The organism is Sphingomonas pruni NBRC 15498 (assembly GCF_001598455.1).
GTDB lineage: Bacteria > Pseudomonadota > Alphaproteobacteria > Sphingomonadales > Sphingomonadaceae > Sphingomonas > Sphingomonas pruni.
This window is the reverse complement of sequence record NZ_BCYZ01000006.1, coordinates 35,867-60,122: the sequence shown is the minus strand read 5'-3', so window position 1 is coordinate 60,122 and position 24,256 is coordinate 35,867. Positions and strand designations below refer to the sequence as shown.

The following is a 24,256-nucleotide window of genomic DNA, read 5'->3' as shown; positions in this document are numbered from 1 at the left end:
AAGAGAGGTTATGCTTATTGCGCCAAAAGGCAAGCGGGTGGTCTAATCGTTCACTGAAGCCCGCCGCCGAGCGCGCGATATAACTCGACCAGGTTGCTTGCCCGGCTCGTCCGCGTCGTGACCAGCTGCTGCTCCGCTGCATAGGCGGTGCGCTGCGCGTCGAGCGCGACCAGGAAGCTATCGACGCCCGCGCGATAGCGCTCGTCGGACAATTTGGCCGCGACCTGCGCGGCATTGGCGCGCGCGGTCTGGGCGGAAACCTGCTCGTCGATCGTGCCGCGCTGCGCCAAGGCGTCGGCAACTTCGCGGAACGCGGTCTGGATGGTCTTCTCATACGTCGCCACGGCCGCTTGTTGCGACGCCTTGGCGTAATCGAGATTGCCCTTGTTGCGGCCGGCGTCGAACAGAGGCAGCGCAACCGACGGGGCGACATTGTAGGTGCCGGTCCCCGCCCCGAACAGCCCGGTCAGCCCGCTGCTGATCGTTCCCAGCGCCGCGGTCAGCGAAATGCGCGGGAAGAAGGCGGCGCGCGCCGCACCGATATTGGCGTTTTGCGCAATCAACTGATGCTCGGCCTGGAGCACATCGGGGCGCCGCAACAGCACCTCCGACGACAGGTTGGCGGGCAAGGCGTCGCGAGTCACCCGGCCATCGCCAAGCGCCGCCGGCAACAGGTCGGCCGAGACGGTCGTCCCGGCCAACAGATTGAGCGCATTCTGGTCCTGCGCGACCCTGGTCTGGAGCGTGGCGATATCGTTGCGCGCCGCCTGATAATTGGTTTCGGCCTGCCGCGATTCGAGTTCGGAAGCGACGCCGATGCGGAATTGCGCGCGCGTGAGGTCGAGCGTCTGTTCGAAGGTCTTGAGCGTGCTCTGCGACAGCCGCAATTGCTCCTGGTCGGACGCAAGCGTCAGCCAGGCCGTGGCGATTTCGGCGATCAGGCTGATTCGTGTCGTACGCTGCGCTTCCTCGGTCGCGAAATATTGCTCGAGCGCGGCCTTGGAGAGGTTGCGCAGCCGTCCGAACAGGTCGAGCTCGAACGCCGAGAAACCGACATTGGCCTGGAAATACTGGATGTCCGTCGACGAACCGCCGCCGGCTGCACCCCCGGTGTTCGCGGCCGCGCCTGCGGTGTTCGTATAGGTGGCCGACCCGTTGGCGCTGATGCTGGGCAATATGTCGGCGCGCTGGACGCGATATTGCGCGCGCGCCTGGAGCACGTTCGCCGCGGCCAGGCGCAAATCGCGATTGTTGTCGAGGCCGAGCTGGATCACTTGACGCAGGCGATCGTCGGTGAAGAAGTCGCGCCAGCCAATCGCGGACACATCGGGCGCGTCGGTCGCGGCCCGCGGATAGATACCACCTTCCGGCAGCGCGGCCGGAACGGCGCCTGAGGGCCGGACATATTTGGGAGCGAGGTTGCAAGCGGACAGCGCGCTGCCGGCAAGCACGAGGGCGAGGATGGGACGAACTGTCACGGATCAGGCTCCCTGCGGCGCGACCGCACCGGCATCGCTGTCAGTTGTCGTGTCGCGTTCGCCGTGCCGGCCGAACAGGCGCAGCACGACTACGAAGAACATCGGCACGAAGAAGATGGCGAGGATGGTGGCAGATAACATGCCGCCCACGACTGCGCGGCCGATGGCATGCTGCCCGCCGGCCCCGGCGCCGGCCGCGATCGCCAGCGGGAACACGCCGAAGACGAAGGCAAAGCTGGTCATCAGGATCGGGCGCAGCCGCAGCTTGGCCGCCGCGACCGCCGCTTCGAACGCGCCGAGTCCGTCGCGCATCTTCTCCTCGGCGAACTCGACGATCAGGATCGCGTTCTTCGCCGACACGCCGATCGTCGTGATCAGGCCGACCTGAAGATAGATGTCGTTGTTGAGCCCGGTGATGGTCGCGGCAAGCAACGCACCGAGAACGCCGAGCGGTACGACCAGCAGCACCGAGATCGGCACCGACCAACTTTCGTACAGCGCGGCAAGGCACAGGAACACGATCAGCAGCGACAATGCATAGAGCGCCGGCGCCTGCCCGCCCGACAGCCGCTCTTCATAGGACAGACCGGTCCATTCGAGCGCGGTGCCGGGAGGCAGCTTGGCATGGATGGCTTCCATCGCCTTCATCGCCGCGCCAGACGCCACGCCGGGCGCGGGCGCCCCCTGGATTTCGATCGCCGGCTGACCGTTATAGCGCGTCAGCTGCACCGGCGCCTGCGCCCAGTCCAACGTCGAGAAAGCGGTATAGGGCGCCATCTGGCCGTTGTTGGAACGCACGTAGAAGCTGCCGATATCTTCGGGCTTGAGCCGGAACGGCGCGTCGGCCTGGATATAGACGCGCTTCACGCGGCCGCGGTCGATGAAGTCGTTGATATAGGCGCCGCCCCATGCCGCGGAGATGGTCGAGTTCACCTCGCCGAGATCGAGCCCGAGCGCACGCGCCTTGTCCTGATCGATATCCACCTTGAGCTGCGGCGCGTCCTCCAACGAGTTCGGCCGCACGCCGACCAGCCTTTTATCCTGCGACGCCATGCCCAGCATCATGTTGCGGGCCTGGATCAGCCGGTCATGGCCGATCGCTCCGGTATCGACCAACTGCAGGTCGAAGCCGGTCGCGTTGCCGAGTTCGGATACCGCGGGCGGCACGATCGCGAAGATCATCCCGTCCTTATATTGCGAGAAGGTCCCCATCGCCCGGCCGGAAATGGCCGCAGCACTGTTCTGCCCGCCCTTGCGTTCCGACCAGGGCTTGAGCGGGATCCAGGCGATGCCGCTATTCTGACCGGCGCCGGCGAAGCTGAAGCCATTGACGGTGAAGACGCCTTGGACGTTTGCCTTCTCGTCCTGCAGGAAATGGTTTCGGACCAGGTCGAGACCCTTGGCGGTGCGGCTGGTGGTCGCGCCCGACGGTCCCTGAACGATGGCGATGACATAGCCCTGGTCTTCGTCGGGCAGGAAGCCGGTCGGCAAGCGCCAGAACAGCAGCCCCATGCCGATCACGACGAGCGCGTAGATCAGCATAGAGCGCTTCCAGCCGCGCGCGGTAGAGCGCACGCCTTTTTCGTACCGGACCTGGCCGCGTTCGAACTTGTCGTTGAACCAGCGGAAAAAGCGGGCCAGCAGGCCATCGCCTGTCGCCTTGCTCGGGTCGTGCGGCTTCAGGATGGTCGCGCATAAAGCGGGCGTCAGGATCAACGCGACCATCACCGACAAAGCCATTGCCGACACGATCGTCAGCGAGAACTGGCGATAGATCACGCCGGTCGACCCGCCGAAGAACGCCATCGGCAGGAACACTGCCGACAGGACCAGGCCGATCCCGACCAGCGCGCTGCTGATCTCATCCATCGACTTGCGCGCGGCGTCCTTGGGACTGAGCCCCTCGGTTGTAATCAGGCGCTCGACATTCTCGACCACGACGATCGCGTCGTCGACCAGCAGGCCGATCGCCAGCACCATACCGAACAAAGTCAGCGTGTTGATGCTGAACCCGGTCAGCGCCATCACCCCGAAGGTCCCCAGCAGCACGACCGGCACGGCGATCGTCGGGATCAGCGTGGCACGAAAGTTCTGGAGGAACAGGAACATCACCAGGAAGACGAGGACCACCGCCTCGACCAAAGTCTCGACGACATGCTCCACCGACAACCGTACGAACGGCGTGGTGTCATAGGGGTAGATGACCTTCACGTCGGACGGGAATTGCTTGGCGACCTCGTCGACCTTCGCCTTCACCGCTTCGACCGTGCTGAGCGCATTGGCGCCCGGCGCCAGCTTGATGCCGATACCGGTCGCCGGCTTGCCGTTATATTGCGCGTCGAACCCGTAATTCTCGGCGCCCAATTCGACCCGCGCGACATCGCCCAGCCGCACCACCGATCCGTCGGCGCTGCTCTTCAGCCGGATCTGCGCGAATTGCTCGGGCGTGTTCAGGCGCGACTGGACCGAAACGGTCGCGTTGAGCATCTGCTCCTTGGGCGCCGGCAACCCGCCGACCTGGCCGGCCGAGACCTGCGCGTTCTGGGCGCGGACCGCGGTCATCACATCGGTCATCGTCAGCGCGTAATTGTTGAGCTTGAGCGGATCGACCCAGATTCGCATCGCATATTGCGAGCCGAACAATTGCGTATCGCCGACGCCGTTCACCCGGCTGAGCGGATCCTGCACCTTGGTGGCGACGATATCGGCAAGGTCCTTGCCGTCATGTGCGCCATTTTCCGAATAGAGGCCGATGAACATCAGGAAGTTCTGGGTCGCCTTGGCGACCTGGATGCCCTGCTGCTGGACTTCCTGCGGCAGGAGCGGCGTCGCCGCCTGCAGCTTGTTCTGGACCTGGACCTGCGCGATGTCGGGATTGGTCCCCTGTTCGAAGGTCAGCGTGACGGTGACGGTACCGGCCGAGGAGGACGAGGACGAGAAATAGCGAAGGTGGTCCAACCCCTTCATCTGCTGCTCGATGATCTGGGTCGTCGTATTTTCCAGCGTCTGCGCGTCCGCGCCCGGATAGGTCGCGGTGATCGAGATCGCCGGCGGCGCGATGCTGGGAAATTGCGCGATCGGCAACGACCGGATCGCGATGATGCCGGCCAGCATCAGGACGATCGCGATCACCCAGGCGAAGATCGGCCGGTCGATGAAGAAACGGGACATGGAGGGTTACTTCGCCTGGGCCTGGCCCGGCTGCTGCGGCGCAGCGGGCTTGGCGTTGGGATTCCACGGCTGCGGTGTGACCGGCATGCCGGGACGCAGCATCATCGCGCCCTCGACGATCACCTTGTCGCCGGGCTTGAGCCCACTGGTGACGAGCCAGGCATCGCCGATCACCCGCTCGGTCTTGATCACGCGCGGCTCGACCTTGTTACCCTGACCGACGAGCAGAGCGGTCGCATTGCCACGCTCGTCGCGGCCTACTCCGCGCTGCGGCACCAGCATGCCCTGCAGCTGGGTTCCCTGAGCCAGTTGCGCGCGGACATACATGCCCGGCTGCAACAGCCCGTTGGGATTGGCGAATTGCGCGCGGATGGTCTGCGACCCGGTATTGGGATCGACCGTCACGTCGGCAAAGCGCAGCGTGCCTTCGGGCCCATAGATCGAGCCGTCCTCCAGCTTCAGCTTGACGCGCGCCTGCCCTTCGCTCGCCACCTGGCCCGACAGGATTTGCTGCCTGAGTTTGAGCAGGTCGGCGCTTGATTGCTGGATGTCGACATATATGGGATCGAGCCGCGAGATGGTGGTCAGCGCATCGGCCTGCGACGCGGTGACCAGCGCACCGGTGGTATAGATCGACCGGCCGATCCGCCCGCTGATCGGCGCGCGAATGGTGGTGCGGGCGAGATCGATCGTCGCGCTGCGCAGTGCCGCCTGCTGCGCGGCGACATCGGCGCGCGCCTGGGCGGCACTGGTCAGCGCGTTCTCGTAATCCTGGCGCGAAATCGCGTTGATCTTGACGAGTTCGCCGTAACGACGCGAGAGCGCGGCGCTCGAGGCGATCGCCGCTTGCGCCTTGGCCAGCGCCGCGCGGGCATTGGCGACCTGGGCCTGATAGGGCGCCGGGTCGATCCGGTAGAGCGCCTGGCCCTTGCTGACCATGTCGCCTTCCTGGAACAACCGGGCGAGGATGATGCCATTGACCTGCGGCCGCACGTCCGACGTTTCGTAGGCCGTGGTACGGCCAGGAAGCTCGGTGGTCAGCGTCACCGGCTGCTCCTTCACGATCACATATCCGACCGGCGGCGCGCCCTGTCCCGGGGGCTGCTGCGCACCCTGTCCGCAAGCGGCAAGCGACACGAGCGCGATCGCGGGGAGCGCGTTGCGGATTAGTGACATACCGACCCCATTGATATATGCTGTGTGAGTGAACGTTCACTCACAAAAAATGCTGCTACTGCGAACAACTGATGTAAGTCAAGCCGAGGATTGAAGAATGTCGACGATGTTGGACTGCTGGGGCCTGTTGCCCACCGCCACCGCCGGACGGGCGGCGGAGCGCCGGCAACTCATTCTCGACACCTCGCGCCGCTTGTTCATCCAGAACGGATTCCACGGGACCGGCGTGGCGCAGATCGCGGTCGCATCGGGAATCAAGGTCGGCCAGATCTATCGCGATTTCTCCTCGAAGGAGGATATCATCGCCGCGATCGCGTTTCGCGACCTCTCCCAATTCCTCGACGAAGCCACGCTGCAACGCGCGATCGACGCCGGCGACATGGCGGCGATCCGCGAATGGATCCTGGCCTTCGTTTCCTGCGACGAGGACATCGAAGGCTATCGGTTGATGCCGGAGATCATGGCAGAATCGTCGCGCAATCCACGCGTCGCGCGGCTGCAGGAGGACATCAGCGCGAGCGTGAAGAGCGCGCTGACGGCCGCGCTGGCGGCATGGGCACCCGGGGAGGACCGCGAAACGGCCCGGTCCGAACTCGCCGACCTGATCCTGACACTGGGCGGCGGCCTTTGCCAGACGATCGTCATGGAAGCGCAGCGGGGCCGCGATTATCTTCCCCTGTGCGAGCGGTTGCAGGGGATCGTCAGTCGCGAACTCGAACTGGTCCGCGATACGGAGGGTAGCTCCCGCCTGTCGGCCTAACGACGGCCTGCCCATTGCCGATCAGTCAGACCAAGCAATATTACGACTGGCGTCAACGCATCGAATAAAAAATTCCGACGACAGTGTCGATTTTCGCCTGCTTCGCTCGTCGTTCGAATGCCGCTCCCCCAGGGGCGGCATCGACGAGGAGGCAGGACGATGCGTGTAATGAGATTCCCGAACGCCGCCGGCGACAATGGACGCGGCTGGTTAAAGGCGACCGCGAAGAAGATGGCGAGATCGCTGGGCAGGCTCGCGGCCATGCTGACGATCACCGCGCCCGCGTTGTTCGCCGTGTCGGCGGGCACCGCAGCGGATCAGAAAACATCCTATCCCCGCATGGCGCCTGTCGACGCCTACCTCATGGACCGTAATCAGGAGATTGCCCTGGCAAGGAGCGCGGCGCCCGAATCGATTTCCAAGGACGCGACCATCCTGGTCCTGACGCGCTCCGGCTATGAAACCGCAGTCACCGGCTCCAACGGCTTCGTCTGCATGGTATCCCGCAGTTTCAGCGGCGCGCCGGATTGGCCCGAACGTTGGAACCCAAAAATCCGCGCCGCGGAATGCCAGAATCCGCAGGCAGCCCGTTCGATCGCGCCGCTCGCCAAACTCCGTACTGCCATGACGCTCGCCGGCCGGACCGATGCTGAAATCATGGAGCGCATCAAAACCGCACTGCGCACCAAGGAGATCCCGCCGCTGGCGCCGGGCGCGATGTCGTACATGATGTCGAAATCCTCTTACCTGTCCGATGACGGTGACCACGATATGGCGCACGTCATGTTCTTCATCCCCTTCAAGGACGGCGACACTTGGGGCGCCAACGCGCCCGGTTCGCCCGTCTTCGGCGGCAATTACCGGTTCGCGACACCGGACCACGCAGCCGAAACCGCTGCCCTCCCGCCCTTGTCGGTTCTACTGCTGGGAGCCTGCACATGGTCCGACGGCACACCCGCGCCAACGCACCAGATTTAGGCGCGCCTCGGCCGCACGCCGCTCCGGTTGCGGCCCCCTGCCCGCCCCGCTAAGCCCCGCGCATGTCGCATGGCGCCCCACTCACACTCTACAACAGCCTGTCGCGCTCGCTCGAGCGTTTCGAGCCGATCGATCCCGCCAATATCCGCGTCTATTCGTGCGGCCCCACGGTCTATAATTACGCCCATATCGGCAATCTGCGCGCTTATGTGTTCACCGATACGCTGAGCCGCGTGCTGACGTGGAAAGGCTATCCGCTCACCCATGTCATCAACATCACCGATGTCGGCCATCTGACCAGCGACGCCGATGCCGGCGACGACAAGATGGAAGCGGCGGCGCGCAAGAACGCGACCAGCATCTGGGACATCGCGGCGCATTATACCGCGGCGTTCAAACAGAACCTAAAGGACCTCAACGTCCGCGAGCCGTCACGCTGGTCGGTCGCCACCGACCACATCCAGGAGATGATCGCCTTCGGCGAGAAGATCGCGGCGAAACATTGCTATCAACTCGATAGCGGGCTCTATTTCGACGTCTCCACGGTGCCCGATTACGGCCGGCTGGCGGGCGTGCAGGAGGATGTCCGCGAAGGCCGGATCGACACTGTCGAGGGCAAGCGTCATCCGCAGGACTTCGCGATCTGGCGCACGTCGGCGCCGGGCGAGAACCGCCAGATGGAATGGGATTCGCCCTGGGGCCGTGGCGCGCCGGGCTGGCATCTCGAATGCTCGGTGATGAGCGAGAAATATCTCGGCTCGCCGTTCGACATCCATACCGGCGGGATCGACCATCGCGAGATCCACCACCCGAACGAGATCGCGCAGAACCAGGCCTATTGCGATTGTCCCGAGCAACCGGACTTCACCGGCGCGCGCTGGTGGATGCACAACAATTTCCTCGTCGAACGCGCGGGCAAGATGTCCAAGTCGTCGGGCGATTTCCGGACGCTGCAGAAGCTGATCGACGCCGGCGTTCATCCGCTCGCCTATCGCCTGATGTGCCTGTCGGCGCACTACCGGTCGGAGCTCGAGTTCAGCGAGGAGAATCTCGCCGCAGCACTCACCCGGCTGAAGCGCCTGGCGATCACCGTCGCTCAACTCCGCGACCGTCCCCCCGCACCCTCGGCCAAGTCGACGCTGGGCTATCGCGAACGGCTCGACGAAGCGGTGTCGGACGATCTCAACACGCCCAAGGCACTGGTCGTCCTCGACGAGTTGCTCGGCGACAAGTCCATAGCGCCGGCCGATCGCCTCGCCGCACTCGCCGATTTCGATGCGGTATTGGGACTCGATCTCGCTGGCCTCAGGCGCGAGGACCTGCGCGTGCGCCCAGCGGCCGCGACCATCACCGAGGCCGAGATCGCCGCACGGCTCGGCGAACGTCGCGACGCCCGCGCTGCCAAGGACTTTGCCCGCTCCGATGCGATCCGCGACAAGCTCGCCGCTTCGGGGGTAGAGGTCATGGACGGCGACCCGCTCGGCTGGGATTGGCGACCAACGCTCGCTTGAAAGCCCGCGCCAGGCGGCTAATCTCCGCGCCGGACAATCAGAATCGGGGACGGGCGATGCGGGGACGCGTGCTGGGTTGGGATAATTCGGCGAGCCAAGGGCAGATTTCGGGCGAGGATGGGCAGCGTTACACCTTCACACGGCCCGACTGGCGCGAAAGCTATTGGCCGGCGCGCGGCCAAGTCGTCGATTTCGAAGCGACCACCGACCGAGCCGGCAACATCTATGTCCTGCACGGTTCGGGCGTTGCCGGAGTGGCGCCGAAGGACAAGGTCGCGGCGGCCTTGCTCGCCTTTTTCCTCGGCTGTTTCGGCGCGCATAAATTCTACCTCAACAAGACCGGCGCGGCGGTGACGATGCTGTTGTGCGGGACGATCGGTTGGCTGCTCGTGTTGCCCGGCCTGATCACCGCGACCATCGCGTTCATCGAATTCATCATTTACCTCGTGATCGACGATGCCGAGTTCCAGCGGCGCTACGTCCAGGGCAATCAATCGTGGTTCTGAACGCATGAAGGCCGTTCTGCCCGCCTTGGCGCGACCGCTGCTTGAGCCGCAATTGCCGGCCGGCCTCGACGTTGCATGGTTCGCGTCGCCGGCCGAGGCCAATGCGATGATCGCCGATGCCGACATCGCCTGGGTCGACATGCAGCCGACCAGCCTGACCGCGGAAGCGATCCGCCATGGCGAGCGGCTGAAATGGGTGTCGACCATCTATGCCGGGCTCGATGCCTTCCCGCTCGACCGGATGCGCGAGCATGGGACGATGCTGACCAACGGCGTCGGCATCAACGCGCTCGCGGTCGCCGAATATGCGGTGATGGGCGTGCTGGTCGCGGCCAAGCGCTTCGACGAAGTGGTTCGTGCGCAGGACCGTCACGAATGGCCGAAGGACGCGCCGGGCAAGGTCGAGTTGTTCGAGACCAAAGCGCTGATCGTCGGCATGGGCGCGATCGGCACATTGATCGCAGCGCGCCTGGAAGCGTTCGGTGTCGAGGTGACGGGCGTCACACGGTCGGGCCGGGACGGCACGCTGACGCCCGACCAGTGGCAGGAACGGCTAGGTCATTTCGATTGGGTGATCCTCGCCGCGCCCTCGACCGACGAGACCAAGGCGATGGTCGGCCCGGCCGAACTCGCGCGGATGAAGCCGTCGGCCTGGCTGATCAATATCGCGCGCGGCGACATGATCGACGAGGAAGCGCTGCTTGCCGCGCTCCACGGGCGCAATATCGCCGGCGCGTTCCTCGATCCCACGCATCCCGAACCGCTGCCGGCCGATCATCCCTTATGGTCGGCGCCCAATTGTATCATCACGATGCACCTCTCGGGCCGCAGCCAGACCAAGATGTTCCCCCGCGCCGCGGCACTGTTCCTCCGCAACCTGGACGCGTTTCTGAATGATCGGCCGATGGAAAATGTGGTCGACCTGGTGCTGGGCTATTGAGGGTTCAACGTCCCGCTTCGCTGATGAACAGGTCGTAGTCGCGGATGTAGTCGTCGGCGTCATAGGTGTGCGACGCCGCGACCAGCAACACGCCGTCCGGGCTGAAATCGTATTGCGTCCCCCATGTCATCGGCGCGAGGTACAAACCGATTGTCGGATCATCGAGCCGAATCTCGGCGCGGGTCGCACCGTCGTCGATCGACACCGACAGTGCACCGTGCGCCGCGATCATAAACTGTTCGCAGGCGCGATGCGCGTGTTCGCCGCGGATGCTGCTTCCCGGCACGTCGTTGACCAGGAATAGCCGCTGCGGGGTGAACGGGACGCCCTTGCCCGCCTCAAGCGGCACCAAGCTCCCACGCGAATCGACGAAGTGCGGCAAACGCTCGACGAAGCAGCCCTTTACCGGAAGATCGAGCCTCGAGCCCATGGCCTGGCCCAGCACCCCGCCCCGAACCATCCTGTCGGAAGCAGGCCGTACCTCGCCCCGCTTTATCACCCTCGCCGGATTACCGACTACCGTCGCATGGGCGGGAACGTCCCTTGTCACCACCGCGCCCGCCCCGACCATCGCCCCGCGGCCGATGCGGATACCGGGCAGGATCGTCGCATTGGCACCGATCGATGCGCCGTCGCCGATCACTGTTTCGGCGAAAGTCTCGGGATATTGTTTCGATCTCGGGTGAAGGTCGTTGGTGAAGGTCGCGTTTGGGCCGATGAATACGTTGTCGCCGATGCGTAGTCCGTCCCACAATTGAACGCCGCATTTGATTGTCACGGCATCGCCGACGACGACGTCATTCTCGATGAAAACGTGATCGCAGACATTACAGTCGCGACCGATCCGGGCGCCTGGTAATACATGTGCGAACGCCCAGACGCGCGTGCCGCTGCCCACGTGCGTGCTTTCGCACAACCCTGCCGGATGAACGAAAGGAGGTGCGTCGCTGGTCATAGATCTGTCCCGCCACCATCGACGATCCGCGCGACGATGCGCAGCGGACGCCGCTTGGTGTTCTCGAAAGTCCGCCACAGATAGGATCCGATGATCCCCTGCACCGCCAGCACCGCGGACCCGAAGAATGTGATGAGCAGGGCCAGCGTCGTATAGCCCGGCTCGGTGATTTCTCCCGTCAATCGCGCGATCGCCACGCCGATGCCGAACACCAGACTGACCAGCACGCCGATGACGCCGACCCACAGCACCAGGATGATCGGGAGGTCGGTGAACGAGAAGATACTGTCCATCATGTAGCGCAATCGGCGGCCTACTCCCCACGCGCTTGTGCCGATCTCACGCGGGCGGCGCTCGTAGGTGACGAACGACCGACGGAAACCGATCCAGAACAGTTGCGCGATCAACGAACTGTTGGGCTCCTCGATCGCAAGCAGTTCCTCGCGCGCGGCACGATTGCAGGCGAAGATATCCACCCCACCGCGCGGCACGCCCGATATCACCAGCTTGCGATACAGCCACCAGAAGGTGCGCGACAAGGCATCCCGCACCGGTGCATCGTTTCGCTTCACGCGCTGACCGAATACGATATCGCATTCGTCGGCTTCCAGCGCCTCGAAGAACCGAACGATCAACTCGGGCGGCTCCTGCAGATCGGCCGCCATTACGGCGAACAGCCGACCAGACGCATGTTCGAGCCCGGTGCGAATAGCAGTGAATGCTCCGAAATTACGACTGTGAAAGATGACGCGCGCGGGAAACGGCATACTCGCTTGCGCGCGGACGAGAAGTTCACCCGACGCGTCGGGAGAGCCATCGACGACGAAGACGACTTCCAGATCGCGGTCGAGCGCGCGGTGCATTTCGGTGAGGGCCGCCAACAACGAGGGGATATTGTCCTCGTTAAGATAGACCGGAATGACCAACGAGCGCGATGGAGCCGCCATGGGCGTTCTCCGTTCGTCGATAGGCTGCGTACTCATGCCGAATAGGATCCTAATGCGTCGCACACGTGTGCGATCTCGTCGTCGGACATTTCCGGGAAACACGGCACGCTGAGAATGCGTTTCACCGACCTGCGGCTGACGTCGATCCCTGCTGGCCCGATGCGCTGTACCGCGCCCGCCCACCCCGTCTGATCGCAATCGAGGATCGGAAAGTGGATAGCAGTCGCCACGCCCCGTGCGTTCAGATGTTTGGCCAATCGATCGCGGTCGTTGGTAAGGACCACGGCAAGATGGCCGACATTGCCGTGCGGGCTCGACACCCATTCGATGCCGTCTGTGCCCGCCGCGCGATAGGCGTCGATGATCGACAGCCGCCGTTCATTGTCTGCTTCAAGATGCGACAACATTGCCGCTAGGAACGCCGCCTGTAACTCGTCAAGCCGCGAGTTGCGGCCACCGTTTGTTACGACGTCATATTTACCATCCCATCCGTACATCCGCAGGCGGGCGACTTGTGCGGCAAGCGCGGCGTCATTGGTCAAGATCGCGCCGCCGTCGCCCAGCCCGCCAAGATTCTTGGTCGGGTAAAAGCTGAACGTCGCCAGATCGCCAAAGGCCCCAGCTCCGGCCCCACAGCCGCGCAGCCCGTGTGCCTGCGCGCAATCTTCGATGATCGGTACGCCGCTGAATCCCGCGCTGCGCAATGCCGCGCGCAAAGCCGGAACGTCGACCAGTCCGCCGTAAAGATGGGTAACGACGACGGCTCCGGTCGCGGGCCCGACCGCCGCGACCGTTTGATCGATCGCTACCAATTGCGAGGCCTCGACAACATCAACATAGACCGGCGTCAATCCGATCAGCCGGCACGCCGTCGTCGTGTAGCCGCCGGCATTGGCGACCGTCACCACTTCGCGTCGCGCCGGATCGGTGACCACGCAACGCAACGCGATCTCCAGCGCGTCGCTGCCATTGCCAACGCCAATGCAATACGCGACGCTGGTCGCCGCGGCGAATTCTCGGCAGAAAGCGGCGTTGTGGGGTCCGCTGATCCAATTGCCCGAGGCCAGCACATCGCGCGAAATGCGCAACAGGTCGGCCTCGTGACGGAGATAGCGCCGGCGCAGATTGTTCATCGGAATCGATGTCATTGAACGGTGCCCAGCAAGCCGATCACCTCGACCGCCAACCGCGCTTGCCGCACGGAATAGGGTGTGGTGTCGATGCGAACGCCGTTCATCGAAACACCAGAAAGCGCATCAGGACGAAGGTGAGGCTAACGGTTACGGGCAGACATGCGAGCTGCGCTAACAACGGGCCGAGGCCCGCCCCTTCCACCAGCCTCAGCAACATCAGGTTCACAACATAGGTCAGCGCATAAACCGCCACGAACCGCGGCAACCGGGTCGGATCGCGGCTGTCGAATACCAGGCGCCCGAGAGTGAAGAAATTGAACATCACGCCGATCACCATCGCTATCGCCAGCGCAATTCCGCTCGGCAGTCCCGCGAGGATGCCGGCGGCGAAGACTACATATCCGAATGCCGTGTTGAGGACGCCCACCGCGAGGAAGCGGCTCGCCTGCCAGATATCTGCCCTACCGATTGGCAGACGGAACTCACCCCCATCGCGTCTATCTTGTGACATGCTAAATAGGCTCTGCGAAAATTGCGGGCGTGGAGGGGACACGCCAAACTGCCGCGCTAACGCTTCATATCCTCACAGCCAACATTGGAGTCTAACAGCGCGTATCGACCGCTCCAAAATGGCATGTGAATTCGTCCTCCGCCTCATCGGCCAGCCGGCGCCGTTGATCCCCGCAACGCGGGGTAAAGCTAATCCATGTCCCGCGCAACGTCGACAGAGCGGTGCAGCACTCTGGTGTAGCAGGGTCGTCCGCCATCGGCGGATCAACTTGTAACTCCTCACCCACGCAGATATCGCCGGTCATATGAAGGGAATCATTCTCGCGGGGGGATCTGGTTCGCGGCTATTCCCAGCAACGCTCGCGGTGTCGAAACAGATGCTGCCGGTGTTCGACAAGCCGATGATCTATCATCCGATCTCGACGCTGATGATCGGCGGGATCCGCGACATCCTCATCATCTCGACAGCCCGGGATCTGCCTTTGTTCCGGCATTTGCTCGGTGACGGGTCGGCGTTCGGCATCAATCTGGGCTATGCCGAACAACCGCAGCCCAAGGGGTTGGCAGAGGCATTTGTCATCGGTGCCGATTTCGTAGCCGGCGGCCCGGCGGCGTTGATCCTAGGTGACAACATCTTCCATGGCTCGGGACTCGGCGCGCTATGCAAATCCGCGAGCGAACGCGAACGCGGCGCAACCGTGTTCGCCTATCAGGTAGAGGATCCGGAGCGTTACGGCGTGGTGACCTTCAATGCCGCAACCAAACGCGCGATCGGCATTGAGGAGAAGCCGGCCAGGCCGCAATCGCGCTGGGCGGTAACCGGGCTTTATTATTACGACAGCGACATCACCGAGATCGCGCGGTCGATCCGCCCCTCCGCGCGTGGCGAACTCGAGATCACCGACGTCAACACGGTCTATCTCGAACGTGGCGACTTGTCGGTCGTACAACTCGGTCGCGGCTATGCCTGGCTCGATACGGGGACGCACGACAGCCTGCATGACGCCGGGTCGTTCGTGCGGACGATCGAACATCGCCAGGGGATCAAGATCGCCTGTCCTGAAGAGATCGCGTTCGACATGGGCTGGATCGATGCCGACGCAATGCTGAAGCGCGCCGACCTGCTCGGTAAGACTGATTACGCGACCTATCTTCGCCGCCGCGCGAGCACCGATTGGTGAGAACTATCCTCGTCACCGGCGGCGCCGGATTTATCGGGTCGGCTGTGGTGCGGCTGCTGGTCAGCACCGGCACGCGCGTCGTTAACCTCGACAAGCTGACCTATGCCGGCAACCTCGCCTCGCTGTCGTCGGTCGCCGATGCCCCGAATTATCGGTTCGTCCATGGCGATATCGCCGATCGCGACCTGGTCGGCGCCTTGCTTCGCGAGGAGAATGTCGATGGCGTGATGCATCTCGCCGCCGAGAGCCATGTCGACCGCTCGATCGACGGCCCGGAAATCTTCGTCGTCACCAACGTACTCGGGACCGTTCGGCTGCTGGCATCGGTGACGGAATATTGGCAGGGCCTGGCCGCCGATCGACGGGAAACGTTCCGATTCCACCACATCTCGACCGACGAGGTGTTCGGCGACCTTCCCTTCGACAGCGGCGTGTTCACCGAGACTACGCCTTATGCGCCATCCTCGCCCTATTCGGCGTCGAAGGCCGCGTCGGATCATTTCGTCCGTGCCTGGCACGACACCTATGGACTGCCGGTCGTACTGTCGAACTGCTCGAACAATTACGGGCCGTTCCACTTTCCCGAAAAGCTGATCCCGCTCATCATCCTCAACGCGATCGACCGCAAGCCGCTGCCGGTTTACGGCCGGGGCGAGAATGTCCGCGACTGGCTGCACGTCGAGGATCATGCCCGCGCGCTCGAACTGGTGCTGACCAAGGGGCGCATCGGCGAAAGCTACAATATCGGCGGGCGTGAGGAGCGCACCAACCTGCAAGTTGTCGAGGCGATCTGCGACCTGGTCGACGCGCGGCTGAGCATCGACGGACAGCCGCCGCGACGATCGCTGATCACTTTCGTAACCGACCGTCCGGGGCACGACCGCCGCTATGCGATCGACCCGGACAAGGCCGAACGCGATCTGGGCTGGCGCTCTCAACACGATTTCAGCAGCGGGCTGGCACAGACGATCGATTGGTATCTCGGCAATCGCTGGTGGTGGGAGCCGATCCGCAGCGGCCGTTACGCCGGCGAGCGACTAGGGCGCGGCTGACCAGCATCCCCGGCTCAGACCGAAACGGTTTGTCTTGCCACGTCTTCGAATGCGTCGAGGATGGTCGGGATAAGCGCGTCGGGCAGATTATGGCCCATGCCGGGCACCTCGGTGATCCGCGCGCCGGGGATGGTCGCCGCGGTATCGCGTCCGCACTCGACAGGACCAGCGGGTCGTCGGCGCCGTGGATCACCATGGTCGGCGCCTTGATGGTGGCGATCGCCGCGCGACGATCGCCGTTCGCCACCACCGCGGCGAGCTGCCGACCCGGCCCGGCCGGATAATTCATGCGCTCGAAATCGCGTTCGACGCGGGCGCGGATCGTGGCTTCATCGCTCGGATAGGCAGGACTGCCGATAACCAGGTCGGTCCGGACGCCATGCGCGATCACAGCTTCGCGCTCGCCGCTGGTCGGACGCGACATCAGCACCGCCATCGCCTCGGGCTTAGACGGCGGCAGATTGGGATTTCCGGTCGACGACATGATCGACGTCAGCGACAGCACGCGGTCGGGATATTCCGCCGCGACCAATTGCGCGATCATCCCGCCCATCGATGCTCCCATGACGTGCGCGCGCCCGATGTCGAGCGCGTCGAGCAGACCGACCGCGTCCGCCGCCATATCGTTGAGCGTGTAGGGCACGTCCGGATTCTGCCCGGTCATCATCGCGCCGATCAGCGCGGGCAGCTCGGGCACCGGCGCGTTGTCGAACTTGGTCGACAGGCCGATATCGCGATTGTCGTAGCGGATCACGAAATAGCCCCGAGCGGCGAGGTGCTCGACGAACTCCAGCGGCCAGCGCGTCAGCTGCGCGGCCAGGCCCATGATCAGCAGCACCGGCGGGTCGCTCGGCTCGCCGAACGTCTCATACTCGATCTCGATGCCGTTCGCCTGGGCCTTCATCCGGTTTTCCTCTCTGCGTTCGACGTCATCATATGCGCATCGATCACCGCGTCGATCGTCTTGTCGTCGACGTGCAATTGCCCATCGATGATCAACATCGCGAGACCATGTGCCACCGACCAGGATTGCAGCGCGAAGACACGCGGCTCCATCCCGGGCGGCGCGAGCTTCGCAGCGTTCTCCATCAAGAAGCGCATCGCATTGTCGGGAGAGTCGGCGAGCTCGACCACTTTGCCGGTCGGCGGATTGGCGAAAATCAGGCGGAACAAGGCGGTGTGGAGCAGCGCGAAGCGGACATAAGCTGCGCCGGTCGCGTTGAATCCGGCAACCCCGCCGCCCGCGGCGTCATAGGCGGTGTGCTGCACCTGGCTCAACATATCGAGCCCTTGGGCGGCAAGCGCGGCCATCAGCGCCGCCTTGTCGGGAAAGTGGCGGTAGACCGCGGTCGCGCTGACCCCCACGCCCCGCGCCACTTCGCGCAGCGACAAATCCTCGGCATCGCGATCGGCGAGCAGGCGCAATCCCTCAGCGATCAGCGCCGCGCGCAGATCGCCATGATGATAGGAGGTTTTGGCCTTCACCCCCCGCTCCGTCACGTCACGTTCCAAAACATGTTGACACTGTTACCATAGCTTTTATGTTGACGCCATAAACATCGAGTCGGAGACCAGTCATGGCGAGCGTGATCGAAAATGCAATCCGCGGCACCGTCACCAAAGGCATCGGCGTAGTCGCCGAATTCAACCGCAAGCGCATGCCCGATCAGGATCATCCGTTCCTGACCGGCATCCATCGGCCGATGGACAGCGAGATCACGCTAGAGGACCTCACCGTCACCGGAACGATCCCGCCGGAACTCGATGGCCGCTATCTGCGCATCGGGCCCAACCCGGCAAAGCCCGAGGCAAAGGGCTATCACTGGTTCACCGGCGACGGGATGGTCCATGGCATCGCGCTCCGCGACGGCAAGGCGCTGTGGTATCGCAACCGCTGGATCCGATCGAAAACGGTCGAGGCGGACACAGGGATGAAGCACGCCCCCGGGCCGCGTCATGGCGGGTTCGACACGGTCAACACCAATGTGCTCGGCATCGCCGGCCGTACCTGGGCGCTGGTCGAGGCGGGAAGCTATCCGGTCGAACTCTCGGACACGCTGGACGAACAGACCTATAATCCGTTCGACGACACGCTGGCCGGCAGCTTCACCGCGCACCCCCATCTCGACCCGAAGACCGGTGAGCACCATGCCATCTGCTATGAGGCGATGGATCCCGACGCGGTACGGCACGTGGTGCTATCGCCCGAGGGCAAGGTGACCCGCGAACTGAGCATCAAGGTCGAGCACGGCCCGTCGATCCACGATTGCGCGATCACCGATCTTTATGCGCTGATCCTCGACCTGCCGGTCACCTTTTCGATGAAGTCGCTGATCGGCGGACACAGTTTCCCGTATCGCTGGAACCCCGAGCATCAGGCGCGGGTCGGCTTACTGCCGCGCGCCGGCCAGCCGGAAGACATCGTCTGGGTCGATTGCCCGCAGGTCTACATTTTCCACGTCGCCAACGCCTATGACGCGCCGGACGGCAAGGTCGTGATGGACGCCTGCGTCTATGAAACGATGTTCGCCGAGGCGACGGGCGGACCGTCGGGCAAGTCGCTGGGGCTGGAGCGCTGGACGATCGATCCGGTGGCGAAAACGGTCGATCGCCGCACGATCGACGCCGCGCCGCAGGAATTTCCCCGTCCCGACGAGCGCTTTTTCGGCCAGCTCTATCGCTATGCCTATACGATGGCGCTGCCGGAAGGCGACTTCGCGATCAGCGCCACCAGGCTCTACAAGCACGATCTCGAAGCCGGCACCCGCGAGGTCCACGAGTTCGGCGAGGGCCGTTATCCCGGCGAGTTCGTGTTCGTGCCGCGCAGTGACGAGGCCCCGGAAGGCGACGGCTGGATGGTCGGGCTGGTCATCGACCTGCCGCATGAAACCACCGATCTGGTGATCCTGGACGCGACGCGGTTCGCTGAGCCGCCCGTCGCCAGCATTCGCATCCCGCACCGCGTGCCGCCGGGCTTCCATGGCAATTGGGTGGCGAACGGCTAAGGTAACGGGACGTAGAGCCTACCAGCGCAAGCCCAGGGTTAGCGCCGCCGCGCCGACCGTTCTCGCAGCGCGAGTCCATTGGTTGAGATAGCCGATCTCGACGCCGACCCGTTTGGTCAGCGGCACGCCGAACCCCATGAAGTTGCGCGCGCGGTCGTAGCCGCCGCGCTGGCCGGCGCCCCCGCCCAGATTGACGAAGCTTTCGTGGCTGGCGAGCAGGTGCAGTTCGCCGGTGACGGGCAAGGTCAACCGGACGAACGGTCTGATCCGCACGCCCGTCCCGCTCGATCCGTCGCGCCAGCGTTCCTCTACCCGCAGCCGTGCGCCGATGGCGAGCGGACCGATCGCAGCGAGGTGATCGACACTGAAGTCTTGACGCGCACGCTGTTCGATCGCCGCGCCACCGCCACGATAGACGATATCGCGGACATATCCCGCGGCCAGCGTCGCATGCTCGAAGCGAAAGCCGAGCATCGCGCTATTCTCGCTCTCGTAGAGACCGCCTTCGTCGTCGCGGCCGAACCGTTCGATCGTCTCGACGCCAAGTTCCACCCGGCCAGCGACTGGACCGCGGGCGTTGGCGCCGAGCCAAATTTGGCCGTCATCGGCCTGGGCGGCCGAAGGCAGCAGCATGAGCACTAAGGCGCCGATCGCCAGATGACATTTCCATGACATTTTTGTGTCATGGCAGAAGTGATCGCCACATGCATCCCTGCGCGTTGGGCGGTCGCAATCAGGCCGCCGTAGCGATCCTCAAGCCTTGGGCGGAGAAGGACCGGAAAGTGATCGACCACCGCGTCTCATCCATCGGCGCGATGCTGTGTTCCCAATCGTGCCGGACTTCTCCCGCTAAATGATAGAGGCAGCGCGGCTCGAGCAGCACATTGACGCGGCGCCAGCGCTCGCCCGCTTTGCGGCGGAACCGCATTGTCGCAGGAGCACCCAGCGAGATGCCGACGACCTGATCGTAGATGGGCCGGTCGCGATGCCAGCCGATCCCCGCGCCGGCGTCGTAGCGCAGCAGCAGCGCCTGGACGAGCACGTCGGATGCCAGCCCGGCGGCATCCGCGGCACGGTCGCGGATCGGCAGCAGCCAGTCGGGCATCGGCGCACCGCGGCCGAGTTCGCCCGACTGGAAATCATATTGCCAGCCGAAACTGTGGGTTAGGCGCTTGCCGGTCCATTGCTGGAAACGAAACGGTGCCATATCGACGGAGTCGATCGCGGCAATCAGCGCGCGCTCCTCGGATCGTGTGAGGACGTCGGATTGGGCGCCCAAGCCGGGCACGGCGGGTGTATCGAATAGGTCGGCGGTCACTCTTTCGATATGTGAACAATCGGGGAACGTGCAAGAGATGCCGCGATCGACGCACGCTGCAAGGCTTCAGGAAATCGGGCGACTGGGTGCGGGGACGTAGGGCACATCCTTGAGGTAATCGAGCATTTCCCGGATGCGGTCGATGTCTGGACCTTTTTCCGGGTGCTGGGCTTGGAACAGCGAGCCGAGGACTTCTTTAAGCCATGCCATAACGCCTTCTCCATTCGGTACCATCCGGACCTAATCGCGTCGACATGGTTAATGGACGATAACCAGTGGCTCCCCATCTTCCCCATATTGGAAGAGCGGCACAAAGCCGCGCGATCAGCGTGATCGACTTTTCCTTTGTTGCGGCATCGGGCGTTTCGGCGCATGGGACTTGCCCGTTTTACCCGAAAAGAAGTGACGATCATGGCCGCCAAATGGGCCCCCGACAGCTGGACCAATTACGAAGCACGCCAGTTGCCCAAATACCCCGACGCCGCCGCGCTGGCCGCCGCGACCAAGCAATTGGCCAGCTATCCGCCGCTGGTCTTTGCCGGAGAGGCGCGCAATCTGACCACCGACCTTGCCCGCGTGGTCGAGGGCAAGGCGTTCCTGCTTCAGGGTGGCGATTGCGCCGAGAGCTTCGCCGAATTCCATCCCAACAACATCCGCGACACGTTCCGCGTGATCCTGCAGATGGCGGTGGTGCTGACCTTCGCGTCGAAGCTGCCGGTGGTGAAGCTCGGCCGCATGGCGGGGCAGTTTGCCAAGCCGCGATCGGCCGATACCGAGACGATCGATGGCGTCGAGCTGCCAAGCTATCGCGGCGACAACGTCAACGACATCGCCTTCACGCCCGAAAGCCGCATTCCCGATCCGCAGCGCATGATCCAGGGTTATTCGCAGTCGGCGGCGACGCTGAACCTGCTGCGGGCCTTCGCGCAGGGCGGCTATGCGAACCTGCATCAGGTCCATCGCTGGACGCACGATTTCCTCGGCTCGAGCCCTTGGGCCAAGAAATATGCCGAGACCGCCGACCGGATCGGTGAGGCGCTCGAGTTCATGGAGGCGTGCGGGATCAATCCCGATACCGTGCCACAGCTCGGCCAGACCCAATTCTACACCAGCCACGAAGCGCTGCTGCTGCAATACGAGCAGGCGATGACGCGGCAGGACAGCCTGACCGGCGACTGGTACGACACCAGCGCGCATTTCCTGTGGATCGGCGATCGCACGCGGTTCGACGGATCGGCGCATGTCGAGTTCCTGCGCGGCATCGGCAACCCGATCGGCGTCAAATGCGGGCCGAGCCTGGAGCCCGACGTGCTGCTGCGGCTGCTCGACACGCTTAACCCTGGCCGCGTGCCCGGCCGCATGACGCTGATCACGCGCTACGGCCATGACAAGATCGAAGCTGGGCTGCCTAAATTGGTCCGCGCGGTGAAGCGCGAGGGCCATCCGGTGATCTGGAGCTGCGACCCGATGCACGGCAACGTCATCAAGGCCGCCAATGGCTACAAGACGCGCCCGTTCGACCGCATCCTGGCTGAAGTCCGCGGCTTCTTCGCCGTGCACCGCGCGGAGGGCACCTTCGCCGGCGGCATCCATGCCGAGATGACCGGGCAGAACGTCACCGAATGCACCGGCGGCGCGGTCGACGTGACCGAGCAAAGCCTGGCCGATCGCTATCACACGCATTGCGATCCGCGGCTTAACGCCGGGCAGAGCCTGGAACTGGCGTTCCTGCTGGCCGAGATGCTGAACGACGAGCTGAGGCAGCGGCGGGCGGAGGCGGCCTGAGGAGCGTCACTCGCCTGTGCGATAGGCCGCCCAGAACAAACACCGGGCGATAGATCCCGATCCATCTACGATGGATCGACCGTCAATTGCGCGCAATGAGAGTGTCGTAATGTATCAATAAGGCAGGTGAATTGGCCCGCACCTTCTGCCGCTTCGAGCTCAGATGCCACGAGGATTGCAGCGTAGTTTCGCGAAGCGCCGAGTGTCGTGTTGGCGGGAGGAATGTGCTTGGCCACTCGTCCGAAATCTGTTCAGCGTCGCGTGAGTGCGCGCAAGCTCTGGTATGAAATCAACGTCGAACGGCCGACCTTTACGATATCGAGGTCACCGGACCCGATAAGTTCATAGAGTCGCGAACGACTGATGCCGGTGATCCTCACGGCTGTCGAGACACGGACCGTGAGCGGCTCCAGTTCGGCGCACTCTGCAGGCGGGCGAGCTGTCATGACCGCGTCGCCCGCCGCTTAGCAAAGGCGCGGTCGCTTTCGAGAAACGCCTGCAGCATGAATGGGATCAGGTCGGGGACCGTCTCGGACCGGCCGTAGGTTTCCTTATAAGCTTCGGCGTAATCGCCGAGCGCATCGTTGAGGTGGGGCGATACCGCAATCGCCAGTTTGATCGGCGTGCGATCCGGCAGCTGCGCTAGCTTGAGTTCGGTCATTGTCCTTCCTTCCACGGCGCGAGTACGAGGTCGCGATGAACGAGCAACCGGACTTCAGCACCCGGGCGGATGGTGATGGTCGGCTGTATCTGCAGGTTTCTCATCGTCAGTTGATCGCCGGCGCGGGAGACATTCTGTTGCGACGATTGGCGTAAGGCCTGGATGAGGTCAGTGTCGCCGCTGAACTGCAATTGGGTGCCGACACCGAGTACCGTCGAAAGCGCGATACCCTTCAGTAGCGACCATGTGTGAAAATCGACCTTGTCCTCAAGGCCCGCATAGCCCGCGGGATCAGTCGCAGGCGCATTGTCGATCCGGATCGAACTGCCATCCGGGAAGATGATGCGCTGCCAGATGATCAAGGCCCGCTTCTGCCCAAAAGCTGCGACCGAGTCGTAGCTCCCGATAAGCCTGGCTCCTTGCGGAATGAGGAGAATTCGGCCGGTCGCCGAATCGTAGATCCGTTCGGTCACCTGTGCCGTCACCAATCCAGGCAGATCGGAACGCAGCCCGGTGATCAGGCTGGCCGCAATGACGCTGCCCGCGGACAACAGGTACGGGGACGGCGACCGAGTCACCCGATGTGGATTGACGTCGCCGCGCGGATCGAGCTCCGACACGAAATCGGCCTTGCGCTGCTGGTCGTTGGGATCACTGGCCGGATCGAGCGCCAGTTTTGCAGCCGATGCCGCTGTGGCACTGGTCGGGGCGGGTGAAGGCACGGCCGCAGCTAGGTTAGGCGCTTGCGATTGCGTGGCCAAGAGGCCCGACTCCCGCGCTGCCCTTCGCTCAGCCAGCAGTCGCTCGCGCTCAGCAGCTGCGGCCTGCGCCGCTGGGTCAGCGCCCGGAGCCGGGCCTTCCATAGCCAATTGACGCTCGCGCTCAAGAATAGGTCGACCGAGGTCACCCGGAAGCGGCGGCCCCAGTTTGGGCACATCGCCATAGCTCGACGGCAAACCGGCCAAAGCATCCGGCGGAGCCGTGTTGCTTGGTTGGGACAGGTCCTCTTCCTGTGCGAGGTGTCGAAAAACAGTCGGCTTCAAGGCCATCAAGGTCACGGCGGTTACGCTGATCGAGCCAAACGCCGCGGCGGCAATGATGACGCCGCGTCGAAAACGGATGGCCCGCTGCGGCCGCGCGTGGATCGCGAACGACTCCGGATCGGCCTTCGGCATGGCCGTGGGGGCCT

The 24,256-nt window shown here is 63.9% G+C and carries 23 protein-coding genes; 9 read left to right on the top strand and 14 right to left on the bottom strand.

Annotated elements, in window-relative coordinates:
* Positions 1 to 50: 50 nt before the first annotated feature.
* Genes SPR01S_RS02685 through SPR01S_RS02675 form a run of 3 tightly spaced genes read right to left on the bottom strand, consistent with a single transcriptional unit; the run spans position 51 to position 5,825 of the window.
* Positions 51 to 1,478: an efflux transporter outer membrane subunit gene (locus SPR01S_RS02685; protein ID WP_066584534.1), complete on the bottom strand. Its 1,428-nt coding sequence runs from the start codon at positions 1,476 to 1,478 to the stop codon at positions 51 to 53.
* A 3-nt stretch (positions 1,479 to 1,481) separates the two neighbouring features.
* On the bottom strand, positions 1,482 to 4,649 hold the full coding sequence (locus tag SPR01S_RS02680; RefSeq protein ID WP_066584530.1) for an efflux RND transporter permease subunit: 3,168 nt from the start codon (positions 4,647 to 4,649) through the stop codon (positions 1,482 to 1,484).
* A 6-nt stretch (positions 4,650 to 4,655) separates the two neighbouring features.
* A complete protein-coding gene (locus SPR01S_RS02675; protein WP_066584527.1) occupies positions 4,656 to 5,825 on the bottom strand; it encodes an efflux RND transporter periplasmic adaptor subunit in 1,170 nt (389 codons plus the stop codon).
* 97 nt (positions 5,826 to 5,922) lie between these two features.
* Between SPR01S_RS02675 and SPR01S_RS02670 the strand changes: the two genes are divergently transcribed.
* The 5 genes from SPR01S_RS02670 to SPR01S_RS02650 all read left to right on the top strand — a co-directional run bounded on the left by SPR01S_RS02670 (position 5,923) and on the right by SPR01S_RS02650 (position 10,520).
* A complete protein-coding gene (locus SPR01S_RS02670) occupies positions 5,923 to 6,585 on the top strand; it encodes a TetR/AcrR family transcriptional regulator (protein WP_066584526.1) in 663 nt (220 codons plus the stop codon).
* 168 nt (positions 6,586 to 6,753) lie between these two features.
* Complete coding sequence (locus SPR01S_RS02665; protein ID WP_066584523.1) at positions 6,754 to 7,563, top strand: hypothetical protein; 810 nt, start codon at positions 6,754 to 6,756, stop codon at positions 7,561 to 7,563.
* Positions 7,564 to 7,625: 62 nt separating this feature from the next.
* The gene (gene cysS, locus SPR01S_RS02660; protein ID WP_066584520.1) at positions 7,626 to 9,074 is read left to right on the top strand and encodes a cysteine--tRNA ligase; all 1,449 of its coding nucleotides are present in this window, start codon (positions 7,626 to 7,628) and stop codon (positions 9,072 to 9,074) included.
* A gap of 56 nt (positions 9,075 to 9,130) precedes the next feature.
* Positions 9,131 to 9,580, top strand: coding sequence for a TM2 domain-containing protein (locus tag SPR01S_RS02655; protein WP_066584517.1), 450 nt, complete (start codon positions 9,131 to 9,133; stop codon positions 9,578 to 9,580).
* Positions 9,581 to 9,584: 4 nt separating this feature from the next.
* Positions 9,585 to 10,520, top strand: a complete 936-nt coding sequence (locus tag SPR01S_RS02650; RefSeq protein WP_066584513.1) for a D-2-hydroxyacid dehydrogenase — start codon at positions 9,585 to 9,587, stop codon at positions 10,518 to 10,520.
* Positions 10,521 to 10,524: 4 nt separating this feature from the next.
* Here SPR01S_RS02650 and SPR01S_RS22095 read toward each other — a convergent pair whose 3' ends face one another.
* The 4 genes from SPR01S_RS22095 to SPR01S_RS02630 form a co-directional block, all read right to left on the bottom strand.
* Entirely contained in the window at positions 10,525 to 11,475 is a 951-nt protein-coding gene (locus tag SPR01S_RS22095) for a WxcM-like domain-containing protein (RefSeq protein ID WP_066584508.1), read from the bottom strand.
* Complete coding sequence (locus SPR01S_RS02640) at positions 11,472 to 12,422, bottom strand: glycosyltransferase family 2 protein (RefSeq protein WP_066584505.1); 951 nt, start codon at positions 12,420 to 12,422, stop codon at positions 11,472 to 11,474. The genes SPR01S_RS22095 and SPR01S_RS02640 overlap by 4 nt, the downstream gene beginning before the upstream one ends.
* A gap of 32 nt (positions 12,423 to 12,454) precedes the next feature.
* Positions 12,455 to 13,570: a DegT/DnrJ/EryC1/StrS family aminotransferase gene (locus SPR01S_RS02635; RefSeq protein WP_066584503.1), complete on the bottom strand. Its 1,116-nt coding sequence runs from the start codon at positions 13,568 to 13,570 to the stop codon at positions 12,455 to 12,457.
* A gap of 85 nt (positions 13,571 to 13,655) precedes the next feature.
* A complete protein-coding gene (locus tag SPR01S_RS02630) occupies positions 13,656 to 13,982 on the bottom strand; it encodes a GtrA family protein (RefSeq protein WP_066584502.1) in 327 nt (108 codons plus the stop codon).
* Between the two features lie 388 nt (positions 13,983 to 14,370).
* Between SPR01S_RS02630 and rfbA the strand changes: the two genes are divergently transcribed.
* Positions 14,371 to 15,246: a glucose-1-phosphate thymidylyltransferase RfbA gene (gene rfbA, locus SPR01S_RS02625; protein WP_066584500.1), complete on the top strand. Its 876-nt coding sequence runs from the start codon at positions 14,371 to 14,373 to the stop codon at positions 15,244 to 15,246.
* Positions 15,240 to 16,298 carry a dTDP-glucose 4,6-dehydratase gene (gene rfbB, locus SPR01S_RS02620; RefSeq protein WP_369405255.1) on the top strand — a complete coding sequence of 353 codons (1,059 nt, stop codon included), beginning with the start codon at positions 15,240 to 15,242 and terminating at the stop codon, positions 16,296 to 16,298. Before rfbA ends, rfbB begins: the two co-directional genes overlap by 7 nt.
* Here rfbB and SPR01S_RS02615 read toward each other — a convergent pair.
* Together SPR01S_RS02615 and SPR01S_RS02610 are read right to left on the bottom strand one after the other, a co-directional pair.
* On the bottom strand, positions 16,192 to 17,202 hold the full coding sequence (locus SPR01S_RS02615; protein ID WP_245661840.1) for an alpha/beta fold hydrolase: 1,011 nt from the start codon (positions 17,200 to 17,202) through the stop codon (positions 16,192 to 16,194). The genes rfbB and SPR01S_RS02615 overlap by 107 nt on opposite strands.
* Positions 17,199 to 17,783: a TetR/AcrR family transcriptional regulator gene (locus tag SPR01S_RS02610; RefSeq protein WP_245661839.1), complete on the bottom strand. Its 585-nt coding sequence runs from the start codon at positions 17,781 to 17,783 to the stop codon at positions 17,199 to 17,201. Before SPR01S_RS02610 ends, SPR01S_RS02615 begins: the two co-directional genes overlap by 4 nt.
* Before the next feature lie 92 nt (positions 17,784 to 17,875).
* On the opposite strand from SPR01S_RS02610, the gene SPR01S_RS02605 reads away from it, so the two are divergent.
* Positions 17,876 to 19,303, top strand: coding sequence for an 8'-apo-carotenoid 13,14-cleaving dioxygenase (locus tag SPR01S_RS02605; RefSeq protein WP_066584496.1), 1,428 nt, complete (start codon positions 17,876 to 17,878; stop codon positions 19,301 to 19,303).
* 18 nt (positions 19,304 to 19,321) lie between these two features.
* Here SPR01S_RS02605 and SPR01S_RS02600 read toward each other — a convergent pair whose 3' ends face one another.
* From SPR01S_RS02600 to SPR01S_RS21410, 3 genes are all read right to left on the bottom strand, one after another.
* Positions 19,322 to 19,978: a DUF2490 domain-containing protein gene (locus tag SPR01S_RS02600; RefSeq protein WP_084250873.1), complete on the bottom strand. Its 657-nt coding sequence runs from the start codon at positions 19,976 to 19,978 to the stop codon at positions 19,322 to 19,324.
* Between the two features lie 58 nt (positions 19,979 to 20,036).
* Entirely contained in the window at positions 20,037 to 20,621 is a 585-nt protein-coding gene (locus SPR01S_RS02595; RefSeq protein ID WP_066584493.1) for an alpha-ketoglutarate-dependent dioxygenase AlkB, read from the bottom strand.
* A gap of 66 nt (positions 20,622 to 20,687) precedes the next feature.
* A complete protein-coding gene (locus SPR01S_RS21410) occupies positions 20,688 to 20,831 on the bottom strand; it encodes a hypothetical protein (protein WP_157081877.1) in 144 nt (47 codons plus the stop codon).
* A 201-nt stretch (positions 20,832 to 21,032) separates the two neighbouring features.
* On the opposite strand from SPR01S_RS21410, the gene SPR01S_RS02590 reads away from it, so the two are divergent.
* Positions 21,033 to 22,406 (top strand): class II 3-deoxy-7-phosphoheptulonate synthase, encoded by a 1,374-nt coding sequence (locus tag SPR01S_RS02590; RefSeq protein WP_066584717.1) that lies wholly within the window; start codon positions 21,033 to 21,035, stop codon positions 22,404 to 22,406.
* Positions 22,407 to 22,848: 442 nt separating this feature from the next.
* On the opposite strand, the gene SPR01S_RS02585 is transcribed toward SPR01S_RS02590, so the two are convergent.
* Positions 22,849 to 23,067: a DUF2274 domain-containing protein gene (locus tag SPR01S_RS02585; protein ID WP_066584491.1), complete on the bottom strand. Its 219-nt coding sequence runs from the start codon at positions 23,065 to 23,067 to the stop codon at positions 22,849 to 22,851.
* Positions 23,064 to 24,242, bottom strand: a complete 1,179-nt coding sequence (locus tag SPR01S_RS02580; RefSeq protein WP_066584488.1) for a TraB/TrbI/VirB10 family type IV secretion system protein — start codon at positions 24,240 to 24,242, stop codon at positions 23,064 to 23,066. The genes SPR01S_RS02585 and SPR01S_RS02580 overlap by 4 nt, the downstream gene beginning before the upstream one ends.
* Positions 24,243 to 24,256 lie beyond the last annotated feature (14 nt).